The following is a 20,269-nucleotide window of genomic DNA, read 5'->3' on the forward strand; positions in this document are numbered from 1 at the left end:
ACCACACACCGGCCCCGCTAGGGAGGTCCGGACAGGCCGGCCACGCCGGCTTTTGCGTTTGGGCCGCCGCTTCTCTCTCGCGGCCGGGCAAGACTGAACCCCTGAAACATTCATTACGGACGCCCCCAGGTCAACCACTGCGAACGGCGCACACTCAATGGCAAAGAAGATTTATATCAAGACGTTCGGCTGTCAGATGAACGAGTATGACTCCGACAAGATGGCGGACGTACTGGGCGCCGCCGAAGGGCTGGAAAAGACGGACACGCCCGAAGACGCCGACGTCATCCTGTTCAACACTTGCTCCGTACGCGAAAAGGCGCAGGAAAAGGTGTTCTCGGATCTGGGCCGCATGCGCGCGCTCAAGGAAATCAAGCCGGACCTGGTCATCGGTGTCGGCGGCTGCGTCGCCAGCCAGGAAGGCGCCGCCATCGTGCAGCGCGCCCCCTATGTGGACGTGGTGTTCGGCCCGCAGACCCTGCACCGTCTGCCGCAGATGCTCGAAGCGCGTCGCGCCACCGGGCGCTCGCAGGTCGACATCTCGTTCCCGGAAATCGAGAAGTTCGATCACCTCCCGCCCGCCAAGGTCGAGGGAGCGACCGCCTTCGTCTCGATCATGGAAGGCTGCTCGAAGTACTGCAGCTATTGCGTGGTGCCCTACACGCGAGGGGACGAAGTCTCGCGCCCATTCGAAGACGTGCTCACCGAGATTGCCGGCCTGGCCGAGCAAGGCGTGCGCGAAATCACGCTGCTGGGTCAGAACGTGAACGCCTATCGCGGGTCGATGGCCGACGGCGAGATCGCCGACTTCGCGCTGCTCATCGAATACGTGGCCGAGGTGCCTGGCGTCGAGCGCATTCGCTACACGACCAGCCATCCGAAGGAATTCACGCAACGCCTGATCGACACCTACGCCAAGGTGCCCAAGCTCGTGAGCCATCTGCACCTGCCCGTGCAGCACGGCGCCGACCGCGTACTCTCGGCGATGAAGCGCGGCTATACCGCGCTGGAATACAAGTCGATCATCCGCCGCCTGCGTCAGGTGCGCCCGGACATGTCGATGTCGTCGGACTTCATCGTCGGCTTCCCCGGCGAGACGGAAGAGGATTTCGACAAGCTCATGGCGATGATTCACGAGATCGGCTACGACACGAGCTTCTCGTTCATCTACAGCCCGCGCCCGGGCACGCCGGCCGCCAACCTGCCGGACGACACGCCGCGCGAGGTCAAGCTGCGCCGTCTGCAACATTTGCAGGCGGTGATCGAGGAGAACGCCGCGCACATCAGCCAGCGCATGGTCGGCTCGCGTCAGCGTATTCTCGTCGAAGGCGTGTCGCGCAAGGACCCCAACGAGCTGCAAGGCCGCACGGAGAACAACCGCGTGGTGAACTTCCCGGCAACCGAAGCCCAGCGCGCCCACCTGATCGGCCAGATGACCGACGTCGTGATCACGCTCGCCTACCCGCACTCGCTGCGTGGTGAATTGCTCACCACGCACTGACCGAAATTTGCGACTATGATCGGATCCGGCAGATTCGGGCGCACCCACCTCATGCATCGCGTGCCCGAGCCTGCCCCCGGCGACTCCATCGAACGATCTGAACAGGCACCCGACCGGATCATCTTGAAAGCACCCGTCCAAGAATTCACCGCACCGCGCGACGACAACCGCCGTCTGGCCAACCTCTGCGGCCCGCTCGACGAGAACCTGCGTCAGATTGAACAGGCGCTCGACGTCTCCATTTCCCGCCGCGGCCATCGCTTCGCCGTTCGCGGCAAGAGCGCCGCGATCGCCACCCAGGCCATCGAGAGCTTTTACAACCGCGCGACCGAGCCGCTGTCGGTCGACGATATCCAGTTGGGCCTCGTGGAGTCGCGTCAGGGGCTCGTTCCGAGCGTGCGTCACGGCGACGACAACCCGTTTGCCGCCGGCGAGACGGAAGACGGATCGCCCGTACTGCACACGCGCCGCAGCGATCTGCACGGTCGTACGCCGGCGCAGCGCGACTATCTCAAGCAGATCCTGTCGCACGACGTGACATTCGGCATCGGCCCGGCGGGCACCGGAAAGACCTATCTGGCCGTGGCCTGCGCCGTCGACGCCCTGGAGCGCGACGCCGTCAAGCGCATCGTCCTGACGCGCCCCGCCGTGGAAGCGGGCGAGCGCCTGGGCTTTCTCCCCGGCGATCTGGCCCAGAAGGTCGACCCGTACCTGCGCCCGCTCTACGACGCACTCTACGATCTGCTCGGCTTCGACAAGACACAAAAGTATTTCGAGAAGCAGATGATCGAGATCGCGCCGCTCGCGTACATGCGCGGGCGCACGCTCAACCACGCGTTCATCATTCTTGACGAGGCGCAGAACACTACGCCCGAGCAGATGAAGATGTTCCTGACGCGCATTGGCTTCGGCAGCAAGGCGGTCGTGACCGGCGACACCACGCAGGTCGACCTGCCACGCGGCCAGAAGAGCGGCCTGATGGAAGCGCAGGTGATCCTGAAGAACGTTCGCGGCATCGCCGTGACCCGCTTTACCAGCGTGGACGTGGTGCGTCACCCGTTGGTCGCCCGCATCGTCGATGCATACGACGCCCACGCGCAGCTTGACGAAGCCAGCCTCGAGGCGCGCGTGTCGGCCGAACGCGCCCCGCGCGCCGCCCGCGCATCGCGAGGCAAGGCATGAGCGAGCGAGCCTCGCGTTCGCCGCGTCATGCACTCACGCTGACGCACCAGTTCGTGGCCGGTCCGGCGTTCGCCACGCACAAGGCATTGCTCACGCGCACCACGCTGCGCCGCTGGGTGCAGGCCGCGCTGCTCGCCGACGCCGAACTGACCCTGCGCTTCGTCGGCGCGGAAGAAGGACAGACGCTGAACCGCGGCTATCGCGGCAAAGACTACGCGACCAACGTGCTCACGTTTGCCTATGCGCAGCACGACAGCGACCCAGTAACGGGCGACATCGTGTTGTGCTGCCCGGTGGTCGAGCGCGAAGCGAACGAACAGGGCATTACGCTCGAAGCGCATTACGCCCATCTGATCGTGCACGGCGTGCTTCATGCGCAAGGTTACGACCACGAAGCGGACGATGAGGCACAGGAGATGGAAGGCCTCGAAACTGAGATTCTCACTGGTCTCGGCTACGCCGACCCTTACTTGGTCGAAAAGTCCCCGCAGTCCCGCACACCGGCCAACACGCGCCGCGCCTGAACCGATACCGCATGGACCGCTTCCCCAATCGCCCGACGGCCCCCGAGACGCCACCGGCCAGTGTGTCGAGCGGTCCTGGGTGCAACCAGTACCCGCCGGATCTCGGCGACGCCCGTCATCTGAGCCAGCAAGAACTCGCGGGCTCGCTGGATACCGCGCTCGCCCACTGGGATGGTCGCGAGGATCTGTGGATCTTCGCGTACGGCTCGCTCATCTGGAATCCGGGCCTGCCCGTCGAGGAGAGCCTGCACGCTCGCGTCTTCGGTTATCACCGAGGTCTGTATCTGTGGTCGCGCGTCAATCGAGGCACCCCCGAGCAACCGGGACTCGTGCTGGCCCTCGACCGTGGCGGCTCGTGTGCAGGGGTGGCGCTGCGGCTCTCGGCCGCCAGGGCGCGCGCCGAACTCGAAACGCTCTGGTATCGCGAGATGGCGATGGGCTCGTATCGTCCGGCATGGCTCAATTGCGCCCTCGCCGACGGCCGCAGCGCGCCCGCGCTCGCATTTGTCATGCGACGCGATGTAAAGAGCTACGCCGGCCGCCTGCCCGACGACATCATCCGCAAGGTCTTCGATCAGGCGCAGGGTCGCTACGGCACAACGCACGATTACGTTGCCCGCACGGTCAAGGCGCTGCGCGACGCCGGCATGCCCGATCCGGCGCTGGAAGCCGTGCTGCACCGCTGCGGTGCGCGCTGAGATCGTCTGTGCGTCCTGAAATCCGCCGCATCGCGTGGACACGACGTCGGCGCCACGCGACGCGGCGGTACTGACGCAGAGTTGCCGTACATCTGGTGTATCCTTGAGCTTCCTGTAACAGCTCGGCGTCCGCCCACCTTGGACGCGCCGTCATGAACGACCCATATCCCAGTCGACCCGGTCGAAAAAACACCGATAAACCCCGCTCGCTGCTCGAACGCCTCACCGATCTGATTTCCCCGGAACCGGAGTCGCGTGCGGAGCTGCTTGAAATTCTGCAAGACGCCCACGCCCGCAACCTGATGGACGCCGATTCGCTGGCGATGATCGAGGGCGTATTCCAGGTGGCCGACCTGTGTGCCCGCGACATCATGGTGCCGCGCGCGCAAATGGACGCCATCAACATCGAACAGACACCCGACGAGTTCGTCCCCTTCGTGCTGGAACAGGCGCACTCGCGCTATCCGGTGTACGAAGGCAATCGCGACAACATCATCGGCATTCTGCTCGCGAAGGATCTGGTGCGTTACTACGCCAATCACGACTTCGACGTGCGCGACATGCTGCGCCCGGCGGTGTTCATTCCCGAGTCGAAGCGTCTTAACGTGCTGCTGCACGATTTCCGCGTCAATCGCAATCACATCGCCATCGTCGTCGACGAATATGGCGGCGTGGCCGGCCTCATCACCATTGAAGACGTGCTCGAACAGATCGTCGGCGATATCGAGGACGAGTACGACTTCGACGAGGAAGAAGACAACATCATTGCCGCGCCCGACGGCACGTATCGCATTCGTGCCCTCACCGAGATCGAGCAGTTCAACGAGGCGTTCGGCACGCAGTTCACTGACGCCGAGAACGACACGATCGGCGGTATGATCACGCACCAGTTCGGCCGAGTGCCGCGTCGTGGCGAGCGCATGCGTTTGGGCAATCTCGTGTTCGAAGTGCTGCGTGCCGACGGCCGTCAGATTCACGTGCTGCTGTTGCGGCGCATGGAAACGGCTGGCGCCGATCCGACTGCCTGACGTCTTGACTCACGCTCCGATCAACGTCTACATCGACCCATGCAGGAAATGACCCTCCACGCGCCCGAGCGGCGCTCGTGGCCCGCTTGGCGTGCCCGCGCGCTCGCCGGCCTGGCCGGTATCGCCCAGACCCTCGCCTTCGCGCCGCGCGACGTCTGGTGGCTGCAACTGCTTGCCATGGCCGGGCTGTTCGCGCTCGTCGAGCGCAGCGCGTCGCGCCGCGACGCCCTCTGGCTGGGCGGCAGTTTCGGCGTCGCGTCGTTCGCGTCCGGCATCTGGTGGCTCTATATCAGCATGCATACGTACGGCGGCATGCCCGGCATCATGGCCGGTGCAGCCGTGCTGCTGTTCTCGATCTATCTCGCAATCTATCCGGCGCTGGCGACGTTCATCACGCGTGGGGTGTCCCCCAGCGGCCTGTGGCGTACCCTCGCGTTCGCAGGGGCATGGACGCTCGCGGAATGGCTGCGCGGCACCGTCTTCACGGGCTTCCCGTGGCTGTCGCCCGGCTACGCCCATGTCGATGGCCCACTGGCAGGCTTTGCGCCGCTCATCGGGGTCTACGGCATTGGCGGACTCGCCGCACTCGCGGCGGCTTGGCTCGCCCGCGCAGTGCTTCCCGTCGCCGGCACGACACCACAGCCTGGGCCCGCCCGGCGGCTGGCGGCGGTCGTCGGTGTGCTGGCGCTGCTCGGCGCGGGCGCCGGGCTCGCGCGCCACGCCTGGACCACCCCGTCGGGCAAGCCGCTCACCGTTCGGCTGCTGCAAGGCAATATCGCGCAGGACATGAAATTCGAGCGCGCGGGGATCGATCACGCGATGGCCTTGTATCGCGACATGATCGTGGCCGCACCGGCGGACCTCATCATCACGCCGGAGACGGCCTTCCCCGTGTTGCTGCAAGGCATACCGCCCGATGTGGCCGGCCCGATCCGCGAATTCGCCGATCGCACCGGCTCGCACGTGGTGCTCGGGGCCGTCGGCGCCACGCTCACCGATCGCGGCCCGACGGACTTGACCAACAGCCTGTTCGGCGTCACGCCGCGCGACGCGACGCTGCACCGCTACGACAAGCATCATCTCGTGCCATTCGGCGAATTCGTTCCGTGGGGTTTTCGCTGGTTCGTCGACATGATGCACATCCCGCTGGGCGACTTTCTGCGCGGCACGGCCACACCGAGCGGCTTCGCGGTCGCCGACCAGCGCGTGGCGCTCGACATCTGCTACGAAGACTTGTTTGGCGAGGAAATCGCCCAGACGCTGCGCAGCATGCCCGAGCCCGCGACGGTGCTCGCCAACTCGACCAACCTCGCGTGGTTCGGCGACACCATCGCGCTCGACCAGCATCTGCAAATTGCGCGCATGCGCACGCTCGAAACGGGACGTCCGATGCTGCGGGCGACGAACACCGGCACGACGGCGATCATCGATGCCCACGGCCGCGTACAGGGCCGTCTGCCAACGATGACCACGGGCGCTCTCACGGGCAGCGTACAGCCCTACAGCGGCCTCACGCCATACGTCCGCTTCGGCAACCTGCCCGCGCTGGGGCTCGCCCTGATCGCGCTGGGCCTCGGACTGGCCATGTCGCGCCGGGCGCGCTGAGTCGAGCCGACGTCGCACCGGCGACATCGAAATGACGCGGGGGACCGTGAAAATCCCCCTGTCGGGCTACCCGAAGGGCATCGACGCCCCGTTCGGGTCGAATTCCCGCTAAAATTCAATGTTTTAGTCTTTTGGCCGCGCTCGCGGCCGGGCCAAAAGACTGCGCAAAATCCGCATTTTTTCTGTTCGTCCGCGCGAATTCATCATGCTTACCTTTCAACAAGTCATCCTGACTTTGCAGGATTACTGGGACAAGCAAGGCTGTGCGTTGCTCCAGCCTTACGACATGGAGGTCGGCGCCGGTACCTCGCACACTGCCACGTTCCTGCGCGCGATCGGCCCGGAGCCGTGGCGCGCCGCCTATGTGCAGCCGTCGCGCCGTCCGAAGGATGGCCGTTACGGTGAGAATCCGAATCGCATGCAGCACTACTACCAGTACCAGGTGGTGCTCAAGCCGGCACCGGAGAACATTCTCGACCTGTACCTGGGTTCGCTGCGCGCGCTCGGCCTCGATCTGACCGAAAACGACGTGCGCTTCGTGGAAGACGACTGGGAAAACCCCACGCTCGGCGCCTGGGGCCTGGGCTGGGAGGTGTGGCTCAACGGCATGGAAGTGACCCAGTTCACGTATTTCCAGCAAGTCGGCGGGCTGGACTGCAAGCCGGTGCTCGGCGAAATCACGTACGGGATCGAGCGTCTGGCCATGTATTTGCAACAGGTCGAGAACGTCTACGACCTCGTGTGGACCGAATGGGAAGAACAGACGGCCGAGGGCCCCGTCACGCGTCGCCTGACCTATGGCGACGTGTTCCATCAGAACGAAGTCGAACAGTCGACGTACAACTTCGAGCATTCGAATCAACCGATGCTGTTCGGTTTCTTCGATAACTATGAGAGCGAAGCCAAGCGCCTCATCGAAGCCGAGCTCGCGTTGCCCGCCTACGAAATGATTTTGAAGGCCGCCCACACGTTCAACCTGCTCGACGCGCGCGGCGCCATCTCGGTGACGGAGCGTGCCGCGTATATCGGCCGTATCCGGGCGTTGTCGCGCCTGATCGCACAGGCCTACTACGCTTCGCGCGAGAAGCTCGGCTTCCCGATGCTGAACGCCCCCGCCGCCCCAACCCAAACGCAAGCCGCATGATGAGCACCGCACAACGCACCCTGCTGGTCGAACTGCTGACCGAAGAACTGCCGCCGAAGGCGCTGGCGCGTCTGGGCGACGCGTTCGCCGACGGCATTGCCAACGGCCTGCGCTCGCGCGGCCTCACCACGGACGCGAGCGTCGTCACGCCGTACGCCACGCCGCGACGCCTGGCCGTCTCGATCTCGAACGTGCTCGAGCGCGCCCCTGACGCGACCATCCGCGCCAAGGTACTGCCGGTCTCCGTCGCCCTCGACGCCGACGGCAATCCGACGCCGCCGCTGGCGAAGAAGCTCGCCGCCATGGGCTTTGCCGACCTGCCGGTCGCCCGCCTGGAGCGCGCAATGGATGGCAAGGCCGAGGCCTTTTTCCACACCTACACGGCGGCGGGCGCCCAACTGGGCGACGCGCTGCAAGGGGCGCTCGACGAGACGCTCGGCAAACTGCCGATCCCGAAGGTCATGAGCTACCAGCGTCCGGACGGCGAGACGGTGCAATTCGTGCGCCCGGTGCACGGCCTGATCGCGCTGCATGGCGACACCGTCGTGCCTGCCACGGCGATTGGGCTCGCCTCGGGCAACCAGACGCTGGGACATCGCTTCCTGTCGAACGGCGACGTCGTCGTCGCGCATGCCGACGCTTACGCCTCGACCCTCGCCTCCGAAGGCAAGGTGCTTGCCGGTTTCGCGGATCGCCGCGATGCGATTCGCACGCAGTTGCTTGACGCGGCGGGCAACGATCATGTGATCATGCCCGACGCACTGCTCGACGAAGTGACCGCTCTGGTCGAATGGCCGGCGGTCTACGCCTGCCACTTCGAAGAAGAATTTCTCGCGGTGCCGCAGGAATGTCTGATTCTCACGATGCAGACGAACCAGAAGTACTTCGCGCTCACCGACAAGCCGCTCGCCGAGGGCGGCCGCCTCACGAACCGTTTCCTGATCGTCTCCAACATCGCCACCGACACGCCCGAGCAGATCGTCACGGGTAACGAGCGTGTGGTGCGCCCGCGTCTCGCGGATGCGAAGTTCTTCTTCGAGCAGGACAAGAAGAAGCCGCTCGCGGACCGTGTGCCGCAGCTCGCGAACGTCGTTTATCACAACAAGCTGGGCTCGCAGTTCGAGCGTACGCAACGTCTGGTGCGACTGGCCGGTGCCATTGCGCAGATGATCCGTGGCGCGGACCAGAACGCCGTGGCGCTGGCCGAGCGCGGCGCCCTGCTGGCCAAGGCCGACCTGCTGACCGATATGGTCGGTGAGTTTCCGGAACTGCAAGGCACGATGGGCACGTATTACGCGCGGCACGATGGCGAAGCCGAAGACGTCGCGCGCGCCTGCTCGGAGCATTATCAGCCGCGCTTCGCGGGCGATGCCCTGCCCGCGAGCGACACGGGTCTCTTCGTGGCGCTGGCCGACAAGCTCGAGACGCTCGTCGGCATCTGGGGCATCGGCCTGCAACCGACCGGGGAGAAAGACCCGTTCGCGCTGCGCCGCCATGCGCTCGGGATCGCGCGTATGCTCGTCGAGCGGCGCCTGCCGGTCATGCTGTCGGATCTGCTGAACGTGACCTACCAGCAATTTACGTCGGGTGTCGCCAGCGACGCGTACCTGAACGACGTCTACCAGTTCGTGCTCGATCGCCTGCGTGGCTATTTGCGCGAGCGTGGCTACGCCGCCAACGAGATCGAGGCGGTGCTGGTTTCCCCGTCGATCTATCTGGACCTGAGCGATGTGATCGAGCGCCTGGAGGCCGTGCGTACGTTCTCGGCGCTGCCGCAAGCCGACGCGCTTGCCGCCGCGAACAAGCGTATCGGCAACATCCTCAAGAAGACGGCGCCGCCGCCCGAGGGCGTCATCGAGGCGTCGCTGCTGATCGAGCCGGCCGAGAAAGCACTTGCCGCCGCACTGGACAAGGTCACCCCCGTGGTGGATGAAAAGTTCAGGGCGCACGAGTATGCACAAGCGCTGTCGGCGTTGGCCGACCTGCGCGATGCGGTCGACGCGTTCTTCAACGACGTGATGGTGATGGCCGACGACGAGACACTGCGCAACAATCGCCTCGCCCTGCTCAGCCATCTGCATCTGAAGATGAACCTCGTGGCCGATCTCTCGAAGCTCGCCGCTTGATTGCGGCTTAATGTCCCGGAAGCCTGTTCGTCATGGATTCGCGTAAAGACCGCACCCCCGGCCCCGCCGCCCGCAAGCTCGTGATTCTCGACCGCGACGGCGTCATCAACGCCGACTCGGATCAGTTCATCAAGTCGACGGATGAGTGGGTACCGTTGCCCGGCAGTCTGGAAGCCATCGGCCGCCTGAATCAGGCCAGCTACCGGGTCGTCGTGGCGACGAACCAGTCGGGCGTGGGGCGCGGGCTGTTCGACATGGCGACGCTCGGCGCCATGCACACGAAGATGTCGAAGCTGGCCGTCGCCGCCGGTGGCCGCATCGACGCCGTGTTCTTCTGCCCGCACACCGCCGCCGACGCCTGCGACTGCCGCAAGCCGAGGCCCGGCCTGTTTCAGGAAATCGCGCGCCGCTACGAAGTCGACCTGACCGGCGTGCCGGCCGTGGGCGATTCGCTGCGCGATTTGCAGGCGGCGGCGGCGGTCGGCGCACGCCCGCATCTGGTGCTGACCGGCAAGGGCAAAAAGACGCTCGCCGCAGGTAATCTGCCCGAAGGCACGCGTGTGCATGACAGCCTGCAGGCGTTTGTGAACGACCTGCTCGCCGAAGAGGACGCCAAGAGCGCGTGAGCGGCGCGGCGCTTGCCCGCCACATTACCCAGGACGCGCGTCGGCGCGCGTAGGACAATCGCTCCGGCACCCTATTTCAGGCCAAGATCCGATGTTGCAACTTCGTTCGATTCTCTTCTTCATCTTCCAGATCGTCTGGACGATTCCGTACGCCATCGCGTGCATCGTCTCCTTCCCATTCCTCTCGCGCGTGCAACGCTACTGGGTCGCTGCGGGCTGGTGCAAGGTGGTCATCTGGGTGGGCGACAAGCTGTGTGGCATGCGCTACCGGGTCATCGGATGGGAGAATCTGCCGGATACACCCGCGGTCCTGCTGTCGAAGCATCAGTCGGCCTGGGAGACGATTGCGCTGCCGGCGCTCATGCCGCGCCCGCTGTGTTTCGTGTTCAAGCGCGAGCTGCTTTACGTGCCATTCTTCGGCTGGACGCTGGGCCTGCTCAGCATGATTCACATCAATCGCAGCAAAGGCACCGATGCGTTTCAGTCGGTCGTTGCGCAGGGTCGCGAGCGCCTGGCCCAAGGATCGTGGATCATCATGTTCCCGGAAGGCACCCGCACGAAGACGGGCTCGCGCAACAAGTACAAGTCGGGCGGCGCGCGTCTCGCAACGGCGACCGGCGCGCCTGTGGTGCCCATCGCGCACAATGCCGGACGCGTCTGGCCGCGCAACACGTTCATGAAAAAACCCGGGGAAGTGATCGTATCGATCGGGCCGGTCATCGAGACGGCGGGCCGCACGGCCGAGGCCGTCAACGCCGACGTAACCGAATGGATCGAGCGCGAGATGGTGCGTATCGACCCGAGTGCCTATACGGCAAAGCCGGTGAAGACCGCGTCCCAATCGACGGATTCCCCCGCTTCGTCGGACAAGCCCGACACCACGCCACGGACCTGACGCCATCTCCCGGAACCGTCTCATGTCGAAAGTCCAATCCGCTATGCGCGACACTCGCTCCCGGCATGAGACACCTGTTCCCCAGATGGAACTCGATCTGTTCGGCAACCCGGCGGCCGAAGCGAATGGGGTGGCCACGGACGTGCCAGCCCCTTCCGTCACACAGAGCCCCTCGGCCAGCGACACGAGCACGCGCCATGAACCCACGTCGGCGGCCTCGGGGCCGCGTCGCCTGCCCGCCGCCGGCGAGCGGGTGATCGTGCTCGACGGCCATGCCATCTACTACCGGTTCAAGCGCTCGTCACGACGCACCATCGGGTTCATGATCGACGAATCGGGACTGGCCGTCACGGCCCCGCGCTGGGTCACGCTCGCGGACGTCGAAGCCGCCGTGGTCGAGAAGAAGCGCTGGATCTTCAACAAGATCGCCGAATTTCGCGACCGCGCCGCACGTCGTGTGATTCCGCGTGTGATCTGGGCCGACGCCACCACGCTGCCGTTCCTCGGCCACACGCTGACGATTCGGCTCGGCGCGAGCGCTCGCGCTGCACAGTACGACATCCATACGCATACGTTGTGGCTCGATTTGCCGCCGCAAGCCGCGCCGGAGCAGATGCGCGACCGCGTGCAGGGCTGGCTGCAGCAGGAGGCCCGCAAACTCTTTACGACGCGGCTGGAAGTCTATGGCGAGCGGCTCGGCGTGCGTCATTCGGCGCTGGGGCTGTCATCGGCCACGACGCGATGGGGCAGTTGCAGCGCTGACGGGCGTATCCGCTTGAACTGGCGGCTGATCCACTTCCCATTGGGTGTGATCGATTACGTGGTCGCGCACGAACTGGCGCATTTGAAGGAGATGAACCACGGGCCTCGTTTCTGGCAAGCCGTGGCGTCGATCTTCCCGGAGTTCGAGTCGGCACGCGACACGCTCAAGTCGCATGCGCCCGAGTGGCTACCGGAATTCTGACCGCACGGTCACGTCTGATCGTTAGCATGGCTCAACGCTGCGTGAATGCAGCTCATTTTCATGCGCGCGGGTACAATCGAGTTCTCGTTGTCCCCATCGGTTAAAAACATCATGCGAATGCTCCATACCATGCTGCGCGTCGGCGACCTGCAGCGCTCGATCGATTTCTACACGCGTGTGCTTGGCATGCAACTGCTGCGTCAGAGCGAGAACCCCGAGTACAAGTACACGTTGGCTTTTGTCGGCTATGGCGCCGAGTCGGAACACACGGTGCTTGAACTGACCTACAACTGGGGCGTGGAGAAGTACGAAATCGGCACCGCGTTCGGCCATCTGGCGATCGAAGTCGACGACGCCTACGTCGCCTGCGACACGATCCGCGCGGCCGGTGGCAAGGTCAGCCGCGAAGCCGGGCCCGTCAAGGGCGGCACCACGGTCATCGCCTTCGTCGAAGATCCGGACGGCTACAAGATCGAATTGATCCAGAAGCATTCGGCCAAGGGCGGCTTGTAAAGCCCGCCAGTCCGCGCGCCATGCGGTAACGGCCGCCCATTTGCGGCGGCCGTTACCCGGATGACACAACAGCGTGCCGGCTACCTTCGTGCAGACCGGCCCGACGCGTCAGAACTCCACCATCGCAAAGTCCTCCTTGCCCACGTCGCACAACGGGCAACGCCAGTCTTCCGGCACATCTTCCCAGCGGGTTCCGAGGGCAATGCCGTCGTCCGGACAGCCGAGCGCTTCGTCGTAAATCCAGCCACAGATCACACAGACCCATTGGCGGTAGGCCGGCGCCGTGTCGCCGGACACGACGCGCACAGCACCGTCGTCCTGCGTCGTTTCGGCCTTCTGCGGTGCCGCCGGATCCAACAGGGGGAACACGAGCGGCGATTCGGTCCCCGAGGCAACGGATTCTGGCCGGCTCAGATGCGATTGCAGTGCGGCGAGCAATGCTTGCGCCTCGTCGCGAGTGAGATCGATCCAGTACGGATCGCCAGCCCCGTCGTTGAGTCGTGACGGGGAGAACTGAAGTTCGACGGCGGAGCCTTTCTTGTACATGCGCAATAGTGCGGAAAATGACGGCGGAGGCAGGCACCATGGCCCGCGCGGAGCATTGTATCGCCACGGCCATGTGCAATAAACCCGTGGAACAGGGAAACATAATGTCGCGAGACGAAACAATGCCTCCCGGATTACCCCTGTTACCTGCACCAGAATGCTGCCCGAGCGACCGGGATCGGAGACAATGAGCCACACAGCGTATCGGGCTCACGATACGTCGCCATCCGAACCAACTCCATGAAAACCACTCCGCGTCCGATCGATGCCGCCGCGCTCGCCATCATGTTTGGCCTATGTGCGGTTTGGGGCGGCCAGCAGGTCGCCGTCAAACTGGCCGTGCCGGTCGTGCCTCCCGTGCTGCAAGCCGGCCTGCGCTCGCTGATCGCGACCGTGCTGGTCGGCGGCTGGATGCTGTGGCGCCGTCAGAAGCTCTTCACCGGCGACGGCACCTTGCCGGCGGGCCTCCTCGCGGGCTTGCTCTTCTCGCTGGAATTCCTCTGCATCTTCGTCGGCCTGACGCACACGACGGCCTCGCGCATGGCCGTCTTCCTGTACTCGGCCCCCTGCTTTACCGCCATGGGCCTTCACTGGACGGTGCCGAGCGAACGGCTGCGGCCGATGCAATGGCTCGGCATGGCCGTCGCCTTCTGCGGCATCGTGGTCGCGTTCTCGGACGGCAGCGGTTCGGACCTCGCGAAAACGTGGCCCGGCGACCTGCTCGGCCTCCTCGCTGGCGTGTTCTGGGGAATGACGACGGTGATCGTCCGGGCATCACGCCTGGCGAGCGCCGCACCGTCGAAGACGCTGCTTTACCAACTCGCCGTCTCGGCCGTGTTGCTGTGCGCACTGGCACTGGGGACAGGCAGCGTGCACGTCGGCCCGATGACGGCCACGACATGGGTCAGCCTCGCCTACCAGTCCATTGGCGTGGCGTTTGCCAGCTACCTGATCTGGTTCGGGATGCTGACGCGCTACAGCGCCGCCCGCCTCGCGTCGTTCTCGTTCCTAAGCCCGCTCTTCGGCGTGACGTTCGGCGTGCTGGTGCTGGGTGAATCGGTCGGCTGGCGCTTTGCGAGCGCCGTCGCGCTCGTGTTCGCCGGGATCAGCCTGGTGAACCGGCGCCACTGATGGCACGCGAGAGGTTCACGTATTCGTCGACCGGAACGTCCTCGGCGCGACGGGTGAGATCGAATCCCAGCGCATCGAAATCGACACGATCGCGGTAACTGTGCAGCGTGTTGCGCAGCATCTTGCGGCGCTGCGAGAACGCCTGCGCCACCACCGCACCGAACACGTCCAGATCGACCTGCGGCAGATCGGCCACGGCACGCGGAATCATCCGCACCACGGCCGAGTCGACCTTCGGCGGCGGATTGAACGCCTGCGGTGGTACGTCGAGCACCTTGTCCATCCAGTAGCGATACTGAAGCATGACCGAGAGCCGGCTGTAGTTGCTCGACCCCGCGGGCGCGACCATGCGCTCGACCACTTCGTCCTGCAGCATGAAGTGCTGATCGCGCACGAGCGCCGCATAGCGCATCAGATGGAAAAGCAGCGGACTGGAGATGTTGTACGGCAAGTTGCCGACGATGCGCAGCGGGGCTTCGTCGCGTCGATCTGCCGGAACAAGCGATCCAAAGTCGAAGTCGAGCGCGTCGCCCGCATGCACGCTCACGCGCTCACCGAACTTGCGCGTAAGGCGTGCAACCAGGTCGCGGTCGAGTTCGACCACATGCAAATGCGCGAGCCACTCTGTGAGCGGCGTCGTCAGCGCACCCAGCCCCGGCCCGATCTCGACCATCAGGTCGTCGGTGCGCGGCGAGATCGCGCCTATGATCGCGTCGATCACGCCCATGTCGACGAGAAAATTCTGACCAAAACGTTTGCGCGCCACGTGGCCCTGTTGGACGCCCGTGCGCTTCGATGCGCTACTCATGTGAAATTCCTTATGAACGCGGTTTTGCGGCGTGCGGATCGCCGCTCGCGCCTGCGGTCAATGATGCGTGTGTCGCGGCATTGGCTGCCATGGTGGCGGCCGTACGCAAGGCTTCAAGCAGGCTGCCGCTCTCGGCTTGCCCGGTGCCTGCGAGATCGAGGGCCGTGCCGTGATCGACCGACGTGCGGATGATCGGCAGGCCTAGCGTGATGTTCACGCCTGCGCCGAAGCTCGCGTACTTGAGCACCGGCAGTCCCTGGTCGTGGTACATCGCGAGAACCGCATCGGCCCCTTCGAGGTGGCGTGGCTGGAAGAGTGTATCGGCGGGATACGGGCCGCGGGCGTCGATGCCGGCGGCGCGCGCGTCGTCGAGGGCCGGTGTAATGACGTCGATTTCCTCGCGGCCGAGGTAACCCGATTCCCCCGCGTGCGGGTTGAGACCGGTGACGAGAATGCGCGGACGCGTCACGCCGAAATGACGCATCAGATCCTGATTGAGGATGATGAGCGTTTGCAGCAGATCGTCGTGACGAATCGCACCCGGCACTTGCGCGAGCGGCAGATGCGTCGTTGCCAGCGCCACGCGCAGTCCACCGCCGGCCAGCATCATCACGACACGTGGCGTGCCGGTGCGCTCGGCCAGGTACTCGGTGTGGCCGGTGAAGGCCACGCCACAGTCGTTGATCGTGCTCTTCTGTAGCGGTGCCGTGACAATGGCGTGATAGGTGCCGGCCAGCGCTCCATCGATGGCATCGTCGAGCAGGGCCAGCACGTAACGACCGTTGGCGGCGTCGAGCTTCCCTGCCTGTGCCGTGACGGCGAGCGGATGGTGCACGACACGCACGCGGGCAGCGGACAGCAATGCCTGCCAGGCGTCGCCGAGCCCCACGGCCTGCGCACGTGCCGCGAGCAGCGACGCATCGCCGAGCACGGCGAACTGGCAACGGAGAAGGGGGGCGTCGACGCTGACGTCGGTGGCACCGTCCGTGGGCGACAGGCACTTCACCAGTGCCTGTACCGTCAGCTCCGGCCCGACGCCCGCCGGTTCACCCGTGGTGATGGCGAGGACGAAGGACCGGTCGGAAGTCATGCCTGGGACGAGAGAGAGAAGAGAGGGGGACTGAAATGTCTCACACGCCGCTTACTGTTGCGCGCTATTGAGACGATAGTCGACATAAGCACTGTCACGCAGTTGCTGCAACCAGTCGCGGTACTGCTGCTCGGCCTTGCGGCCACGCAGTTCCTGCATCGCGACATTGCGCTCCTGATCGCCCGAGACCTGCGTCTCGCGATGACCCAGCACTTGAATCAGGTGATAGCCATACTCCGAGCGCACCGGGTCGCTGATCTGACCGTCCTTGAGTTCGGACATGGCGCGCTCGAATGCCGGTACGGTCTCGCCCGGCGAGATCCAGCCGAGATCACCGCCCTGCGATGCCGAACCGTCCGCCGAGAACTGTCGCGCGAAGTCGGCGAAATCGCCCTGGCCCGCTTCGATCTTGGCCTTGATGTCGAGCAGCTTTTGACGCGCCTGCGCTTCCGACACACCATCGCCCACCCGGATCAGGATGTGACGCGCGTGGATCTGCGGCACGGTCATGCCTTGCTCACCGCCCTGCTTGCGGGTCTCGACCAGCTTGATGACGTGGAAGCCGTTGTTGCTGCGAAGCACCTGCGGAACCACCGTCCCTGGCTGCAGCTTCTGAATCTGGCTCAGGTACAGATCGGGAATGCGTTCGGGAATGCGAAAGCCCATGTCGCCGCCGCTCGCGGCATCGGAGGCGTCCGAATACTGCTTGGCAAGCGCTGCGAAATCTCCGCCGGCTTTCGCCTTGTCCAGTGCTTCGTCCGCCTTCTTCTGCGCCGCACTGACCTGGTCGGGCGAAGCGCCCTCGGGCACCTTCACGAGGATTTCGCTCAGGCGGTACTCGGTTTCGGACGGCGTCGCCGTGGCACCGCGCTGTGCGGCGAGGAAGGTGTTGACTTCCGAATCGCTGACTTGCACCTGGCTGTCGACTTCGCGATCGCGCAGGCGTGCCATCACGATCTGTTCGCGCACTTCCTTGCGGAAGGCGTCCCATGGCACACCGGCCTGCGACAGTCTCGCCTTGTACTGATCGATGCTCAGATGGTTGTCGGCGGCGATGCGTTGCAGGGCCTGCTCGACGTCGGCGTCCTTCACGACGATGCCGTCTTCCTTCGCGCGCTGAAGCTGCACTTGCGTGACGATCAATTGCTCGAGCACCTGGCGCTGCAGCAGATCGGCGTCCGGAATCGGCCGCTTGGCGAGCACGAGCTGATGCTTGGCCTCCTCGATACGCGCGTCGAGTTCCTTCCGGGTGATCACGCTGTCGTTGACCACGGCCACGATGGAATCGACCGCGCGCACGGACGATGCAGGCGTCCCCGCGACACGGCTACCGACCGGCGCCGGCTGGGCCACCGCCACCCCGGCGGCGAGACACAGGCTCGCCAGCAGCGAGGCACGCTTCACAAACATGTCATTCATAGTTGCTGAATCGAGAAGGAATCTGGTTCGTCGGCGGCGCCTGATAACCCGGCACCCCGACCTTGAAGGCTTCTGTGGCGCTGTTGCCGGACTTCGTCAAGCCTTTTAGCTCCAACTGCGCGAAGATACGCGAAGTTGTCGTGGTGGCATTGGTCGCATAGCGCTGGAGCCCCACCCGGAAGGCCCAGCAGTCGGCATCATACTCGAAACCCGCCAGGGCATCGATGAAGGTCTTATCAGTAATGCTGTAGTTCAGGCGCCCCACAACGCCCAACCGCGGTGTGATCGGCCACTGACCGGAAAGTTCGACCTGATTGATCGGTGTGACGGTCAATGCGGTCTGTCCCACGACCGGCACAGGGTTTCGCAGGTAGCGGTAATACACGTTGAACACCCGTCGCTCCCCCGGGCGCCATGTCACGCCGACATCCGAGCGGTTGAACTGCGACGTGCTCGGGCTGTATTGCACGGCGGTGCTGAACGTGATGTTTCGGTAAAGCAATGCCGAACCTCCGACCAGGAAGTCGGAAATGCCAGCGTCTTCCGGCGTGCCGCCCGGCATCGTCACGAGCGAGCGTGTGAAGTTGTAGCGCTGCGCGTACCAGACACGGCCTCGTTCCACCCCCGACTCCGCATCGATCAGGCGCGAGGTCAGTGCCGCCGTCACGCGATTGGCATCCTGAATCCGGTCGACGCCGATGAACGAGTTCTCGCTGAAGATTTCCGCCAGGTTGAAGTCGGAAACCGCGCTGTCGAAAATCGGAATGGAACTTTGATTTCGATACGGCGTGTAGACATAGAACAAGCGCGGTTCCAGCGTCTGCCGCATCGCCGAGCCGAACAGGTTCAGCGGGCGCTCGAACGTCAGTCCGGTATCGAGACTGAGCGTCGGCACCGTGCGCGTGATCGACGACTGCATCGTCGAGCCGTTCGCATAATCGATGTTGTACGCGGCCGCGTTGAAGATGACCTTCGGCACGATAAAGTAGCCAGGGGTCAGGATCGGGTAGCTCAACGTCGGCTGCGCATAAAGGCGCTCGCCATTTGGCTGCCCCGTCGACGACGCAATCTGGAACCGGTTGTACTTGATCGGCATCGTGAAATCGAAGCCGTGGAAGTCCAGCTTGTTGTAGGTCGCCGACAGTTCCGGCACCGACTCGTACTGCGGCGCGGTCGGCGCGAGCGTCTGATACTTCAGCACTCGGGCAAGGAACGACCAATTGCCGTACCCCCACGTCAACCCGGCTTCGCGATTGTAGACACGCTGCACACCGGTCTGGAAGTTGGTGCCCGCACCGAAATCGTCCGGATAGGTGTCGTCCGAGACCTTCGTGAAGTTGACATAGCCATTCACGCCGTAGCCGAGCGACTGGCTATGCTGCCATGTGAACGTGTAGCGGGCGTCCCCCGTAATTCGGTCCTTCGGCAGGTATTCGAAATGGAACAACCCTGCGTACGTCGGCTCGAGGTAGCGGAAATCGCCGTTGAGCATCACACCGCGCTTGGTCATGAAGCGGGGGGTGAGCGTCAGGTCACGGTTCGGTGCGATATTGAAGTAATACGGCGTCGCCAGCTCGAAGCCGGTGCGGCTCGACTGAGTGAAGGTCGGCGCCAGGAAGCCTGAGCGACGTTCGTTCGACGTCGGGAACGACAGATACGGGCTGGCGAGAATCGGCACGCCCTGGAAAAACAGGATGCCGTTGTACGCCGTGCCTTCCTGCTGCTCCTGATCGAACTCGAACTCGGACGCCTTGATGTACCAGGCTGGCGTCTTGCCGTCGTCCGTGCACGCGCAGGCGGAATACGTGCCGCGCTGCAGGGTCACCACGTTGCTCGCCTCGACGTCCGCGCGCTCCGACTTTCCGCCCCCGCCCGTCACGAGTTTGTAGGTCGGCGTCAGCATATAGCCGTCGCCCGCACCGGTGTACATATGCGCCTCGGGGCCGAGGAACAGATTGCCCCCTTGCGACAGGCGCGCATTGCCACGCGCCACGACCTCGTCAGAGTCCTGATCGTACGTGAGGCGATCACCCTTCACGAACGAACGGTACTTGCGCGCCTCAGCGTCGCCATCGACGGTCGCATCCACGTTGGTCCGGCCGGTGAGGTGCATGCCGCGCACATACATCGGCACGTCGTCTCCGGCGCCCAACGGGTTGTCGACGAGCGCCGGCACCGTGCGCAACACCAATCCGTCGCTCTTGGCAATATCGGGAGGGGGGGCTTCCTGCGCACCGGCGAGCGAACACCACACGCCCGGCAGGGAGAGCAGGAGTGCCAGTGGCTTTCGGCGCGCGCGCATCAGGCGCCGCAGCGAAGAAACATCATTCGTATGGACTTGTTTATCCGGCATGTACGCAAACAGCGTGACAATCGAGGCGCCGCTTGCAGGCAGCCAATCCCGCATGTCTGCACGGCGTTGCCGGGACATTCGGGACGGTCGATCGAGGTCGAGAAACAGGGCGTCTG

At 64.6% G+C, this 20,269-nt stretch carries 18 protein-coding genes; 13 read left to right on the top strand and 5 right to left on the bottom strand.

Annotated elements, in window-relative coordinates; translation table 11 throughout:
* Nucleotides 1-157 precede the first annotated feature (157 nt).
* From miaB to gloA, 12 genes are all read left to right on the top strand, one after another.
* Nucleotides 158-1,501, top strand: a complete 1,344-nt coding sequence (gene miaB / locus BGP02_RS19490; protein ID WP_286799043.1) for a tRNA (N6-isopentenyl adenosine(37)-C2)-methylthiotransferase MiaB — start codon at nt 158-160, stop codon at nt 1,499-1,501.
* 120 nt (nt 1,502-1,621) lie between these two features.
* Complete coding sequence (locus BGP02_RS19495) at nt 1,622-2,683, top strand: PhoH family protein (protein WP_130027980.1); 1,062 nt, start codon at nt 1,622-1,624, stop codon at nt 2,681-2,683.
* Nucleotides 2,680-3,207 (top strand): rRNA maturation RNase YbeY, encoded by a 528-nt coding sequence (ybeY, locus tag BGP02_RS19500; protein ID WP_286799044.1) that lies wholly within the window; start codon nt 2,680-2,682, stop codon nt 3,205-3,207. Before BGP02_RS19495 ends, ybeY begins: the two co-directional genes overlap by 4 nt.
* Before the next feature lie 11 nt (nt 3,208-3,218).
* A complete protein-coding gene (locus BGP02_RS19505; protein ID WP_286799045.1) occupies nt 3,219-3,905 on the top strand; it encodes a gamma-glutamylcyclotransferase in 687 nt (228 codons plus the stop codon).
* A gap of 152 nt (nt 3,906-4,057) precedes the next feature.
* Nucleotides 4,058-4,933, top strand: coding sequence for a CorC family transporter (locus BGP02_RS19510; RefSeq protein WP_017235213.1), 876 nt, complete (start codon nt 4,058-4,060; stop codon nt 4,931-4,933).
* A gap of 48 nt (nt 4,934-4,981) precedes the next feature.
* Entirely contained in the window at nt 4,982-6,538 is a 1,557-nt protein-coding gene (gene lnt / locus BGP02_RS19515) for an apolipoprotein N-acyltransferase (protein ID WP_268566920.1), read from the top strand.
* Between the two features lie 205 nt (nt 6,539-6,743).
* Nucleotides 6,744-7,682 carry a glycine--tRNA ligase subunit alpha gene (gene glyQ / locus BGP02_RS19520; RefSeq protein ID WP_017235211.1) on the top strand — a complete coding sequence of 313 codons (939 nt, stop codon included), beginning with the start codon at nt 6,744-6,746 and terminating at the stop codon, nt 7,680-7,682.
* Nucleotides 7,679-9,808 (top strand): glycine--tRNA ligase subunit beta, encoded by a 2,130-nt coding sequence (gene glyS, locus BGP02_RS19525; RefSeq protein WP_017235210.1) that lies wholly within the window; start codon nt 7,679-7,681, stop codon nt 9,806-9,808. The genes glyQ and glyS overlap by 4 nt, the downstream gene beginning before the upstream one ends.
* 32 nt (nt 9,809-9,840) lie before the next feature.
* Nucleotides 9,841-10,434, top strand: a complete 594-nt coding sequence (gmhB, locus tag BGP02_RS19530; protein WP_017235209.1) for a D-glycero-beta-D-manno-heptose 1,7-bisphosphate 7-phosphatase — start codon at nt 9,841-9,843, stop codon at nt 10,432-10,434.
* 91 nt (nt 10,435-10,525) lie between these two features.
* On the top strand, nt 10,526-11,329 hold the full coding sequence (locus BGP02_RS19535; RefSeq protein ID WP_017235208.1) for a lysophospholipid acyltransferase family protein: 804 nt from the start codon (nt 10,526-10,528) through the stop codon (nt 11,327-11,329).
* Nucleotides 11,330-11,414: 85 nt separating this feature from the next.
* Nucleotides 11,415-12,293 (top strand): M48 family metallopeptidase, encoded by an 879-nt coding sequence (locus BGP02_RS19540; RefSeq protein ID WP_286799046.1) that lies wholly within the window; start codon nt 11,415-11,417, stop codon nt 12,291-12,293.
* A 111-nt stretch (nt 12,294-12,404) separates the two neighbouring features.
* Complete coding sequence (gene gloA / locus BGP02_RS19545; protein ID WP_026132205.1) at nt 12,405-12,806, top strand: lactoylglutathione lyase; 402 nt, start codon at nt 12,405-12,407, stop codon at nt 12,804-12,806.
* Between the two features lie 108 nt (nt 12,807-12,914).
* Here the strand turns inward: gloA and BGP02_RS19550 are convergent, their stop codons facing one another.
* The gene (locus BGP02_RS19550) at nt 12,915-13,352 is read right to left on the bottom strand and encodes a rubredoxin (RefSeq protein WP_286799047.1); all 438 of its coding nucleotides are present in this window, start codon (nt 13,350-13,352) and stop codon (nt 12,915-12,917) included.
* Nucleotides 13,353-13,592: 240 nt separating this feature from the next.
* On the opposite strand from BGP02_RS19550, the gene BGP02_RS19555 reads away from it, so the two are divergent.
* Nucleotides 13,593-14,483, top strand: a complete 891-nt coding sequence (locus BGP02_RS19555) for a DMT family transporter (protein ID WP_286799048.1) — start codon at nt 13,593-13,595, stop codon at nt 14,481-14,483.
* Here BGP02_RS19555 and rsmA read toward each other — a convergent pair.
* The 4 genes from rsmA to BGP02_RS19575 are packed head-to-tail and all read right to left on the bottom strand — an operon-like array spanning nt 14,458 to nt 20,102.
* Nucleotides 14,458-15,291 (bottom strand): 16S rRNA (adenine(1518)-N(6)/adenine(1519)-N(6))-dimethyltransferase RsmA, encoded by an 834-nt coding sequence (rsmA, locus tag BGP02_RS19560; RefSeq protein WP_268566924.1) that lies wholly within the window; start codon nt 15,289-15,291, stop codon nt 14,458-14,460. The two genes, BGP02_RS19555 and rsmA, sit on opposite strands and share 26 nt — an antisense overlap.
* A gap of 10 nt (nt 15,292-15,301) precedes the next feature.
* Nucleotides 15,302-16,381, bottom strand: coding sequence for a 4-hydroxythreonine-4-phosphate dehydrogenase PdxA (pdxA, locus tag BGP02_RS19565; RefSeq protein WP_268566925.1), 1,080 nt, complete (start codon nt 16,379-16,381; stop codon nt 15,302-15,304).
* 51 nt (nt 16,382-16,432) lie between these two features.
* Nucleotides 16,433-17,800, bottom strand: a complete 1,368-nt coding sequence (locus BGP02_RS19570; protein WP_268566926.1) for a peptidylprolyl isomerase — start codon at nt 17,798-17,800, stop codon at nt 16,433-16,435.
* Nucleotides 17,793-20,102: an LPS-assembly protein LptD gene (locus tag BGP02_RS19575; protein ID WP_174975270.1), complete on the bottom strand. Its 2,310-nt coding sequence runs from the start codon at nt 20,100-20,102 to the stop codon at nt 17,793-17,795. Before BGP02_RS19575 ends, BGP02_RS19570 begins: the two co-directional genes overlap by 8 nt.
* Between the last annotated feature and the right edge of the window lie 167 nt (nt 20,103-20,269).

Origin of the sequence: Pandoraea sp. 64-18 (genome assembly GCF_001899225.1) — a bacterium.
GTDB classification, from domain to species: Bacteria; Pseudomonadota; Gammaproteobacteria; order Burkholderiales; family Burkholderiaceae; genus Pandoraea; species Pandoraea cepalis.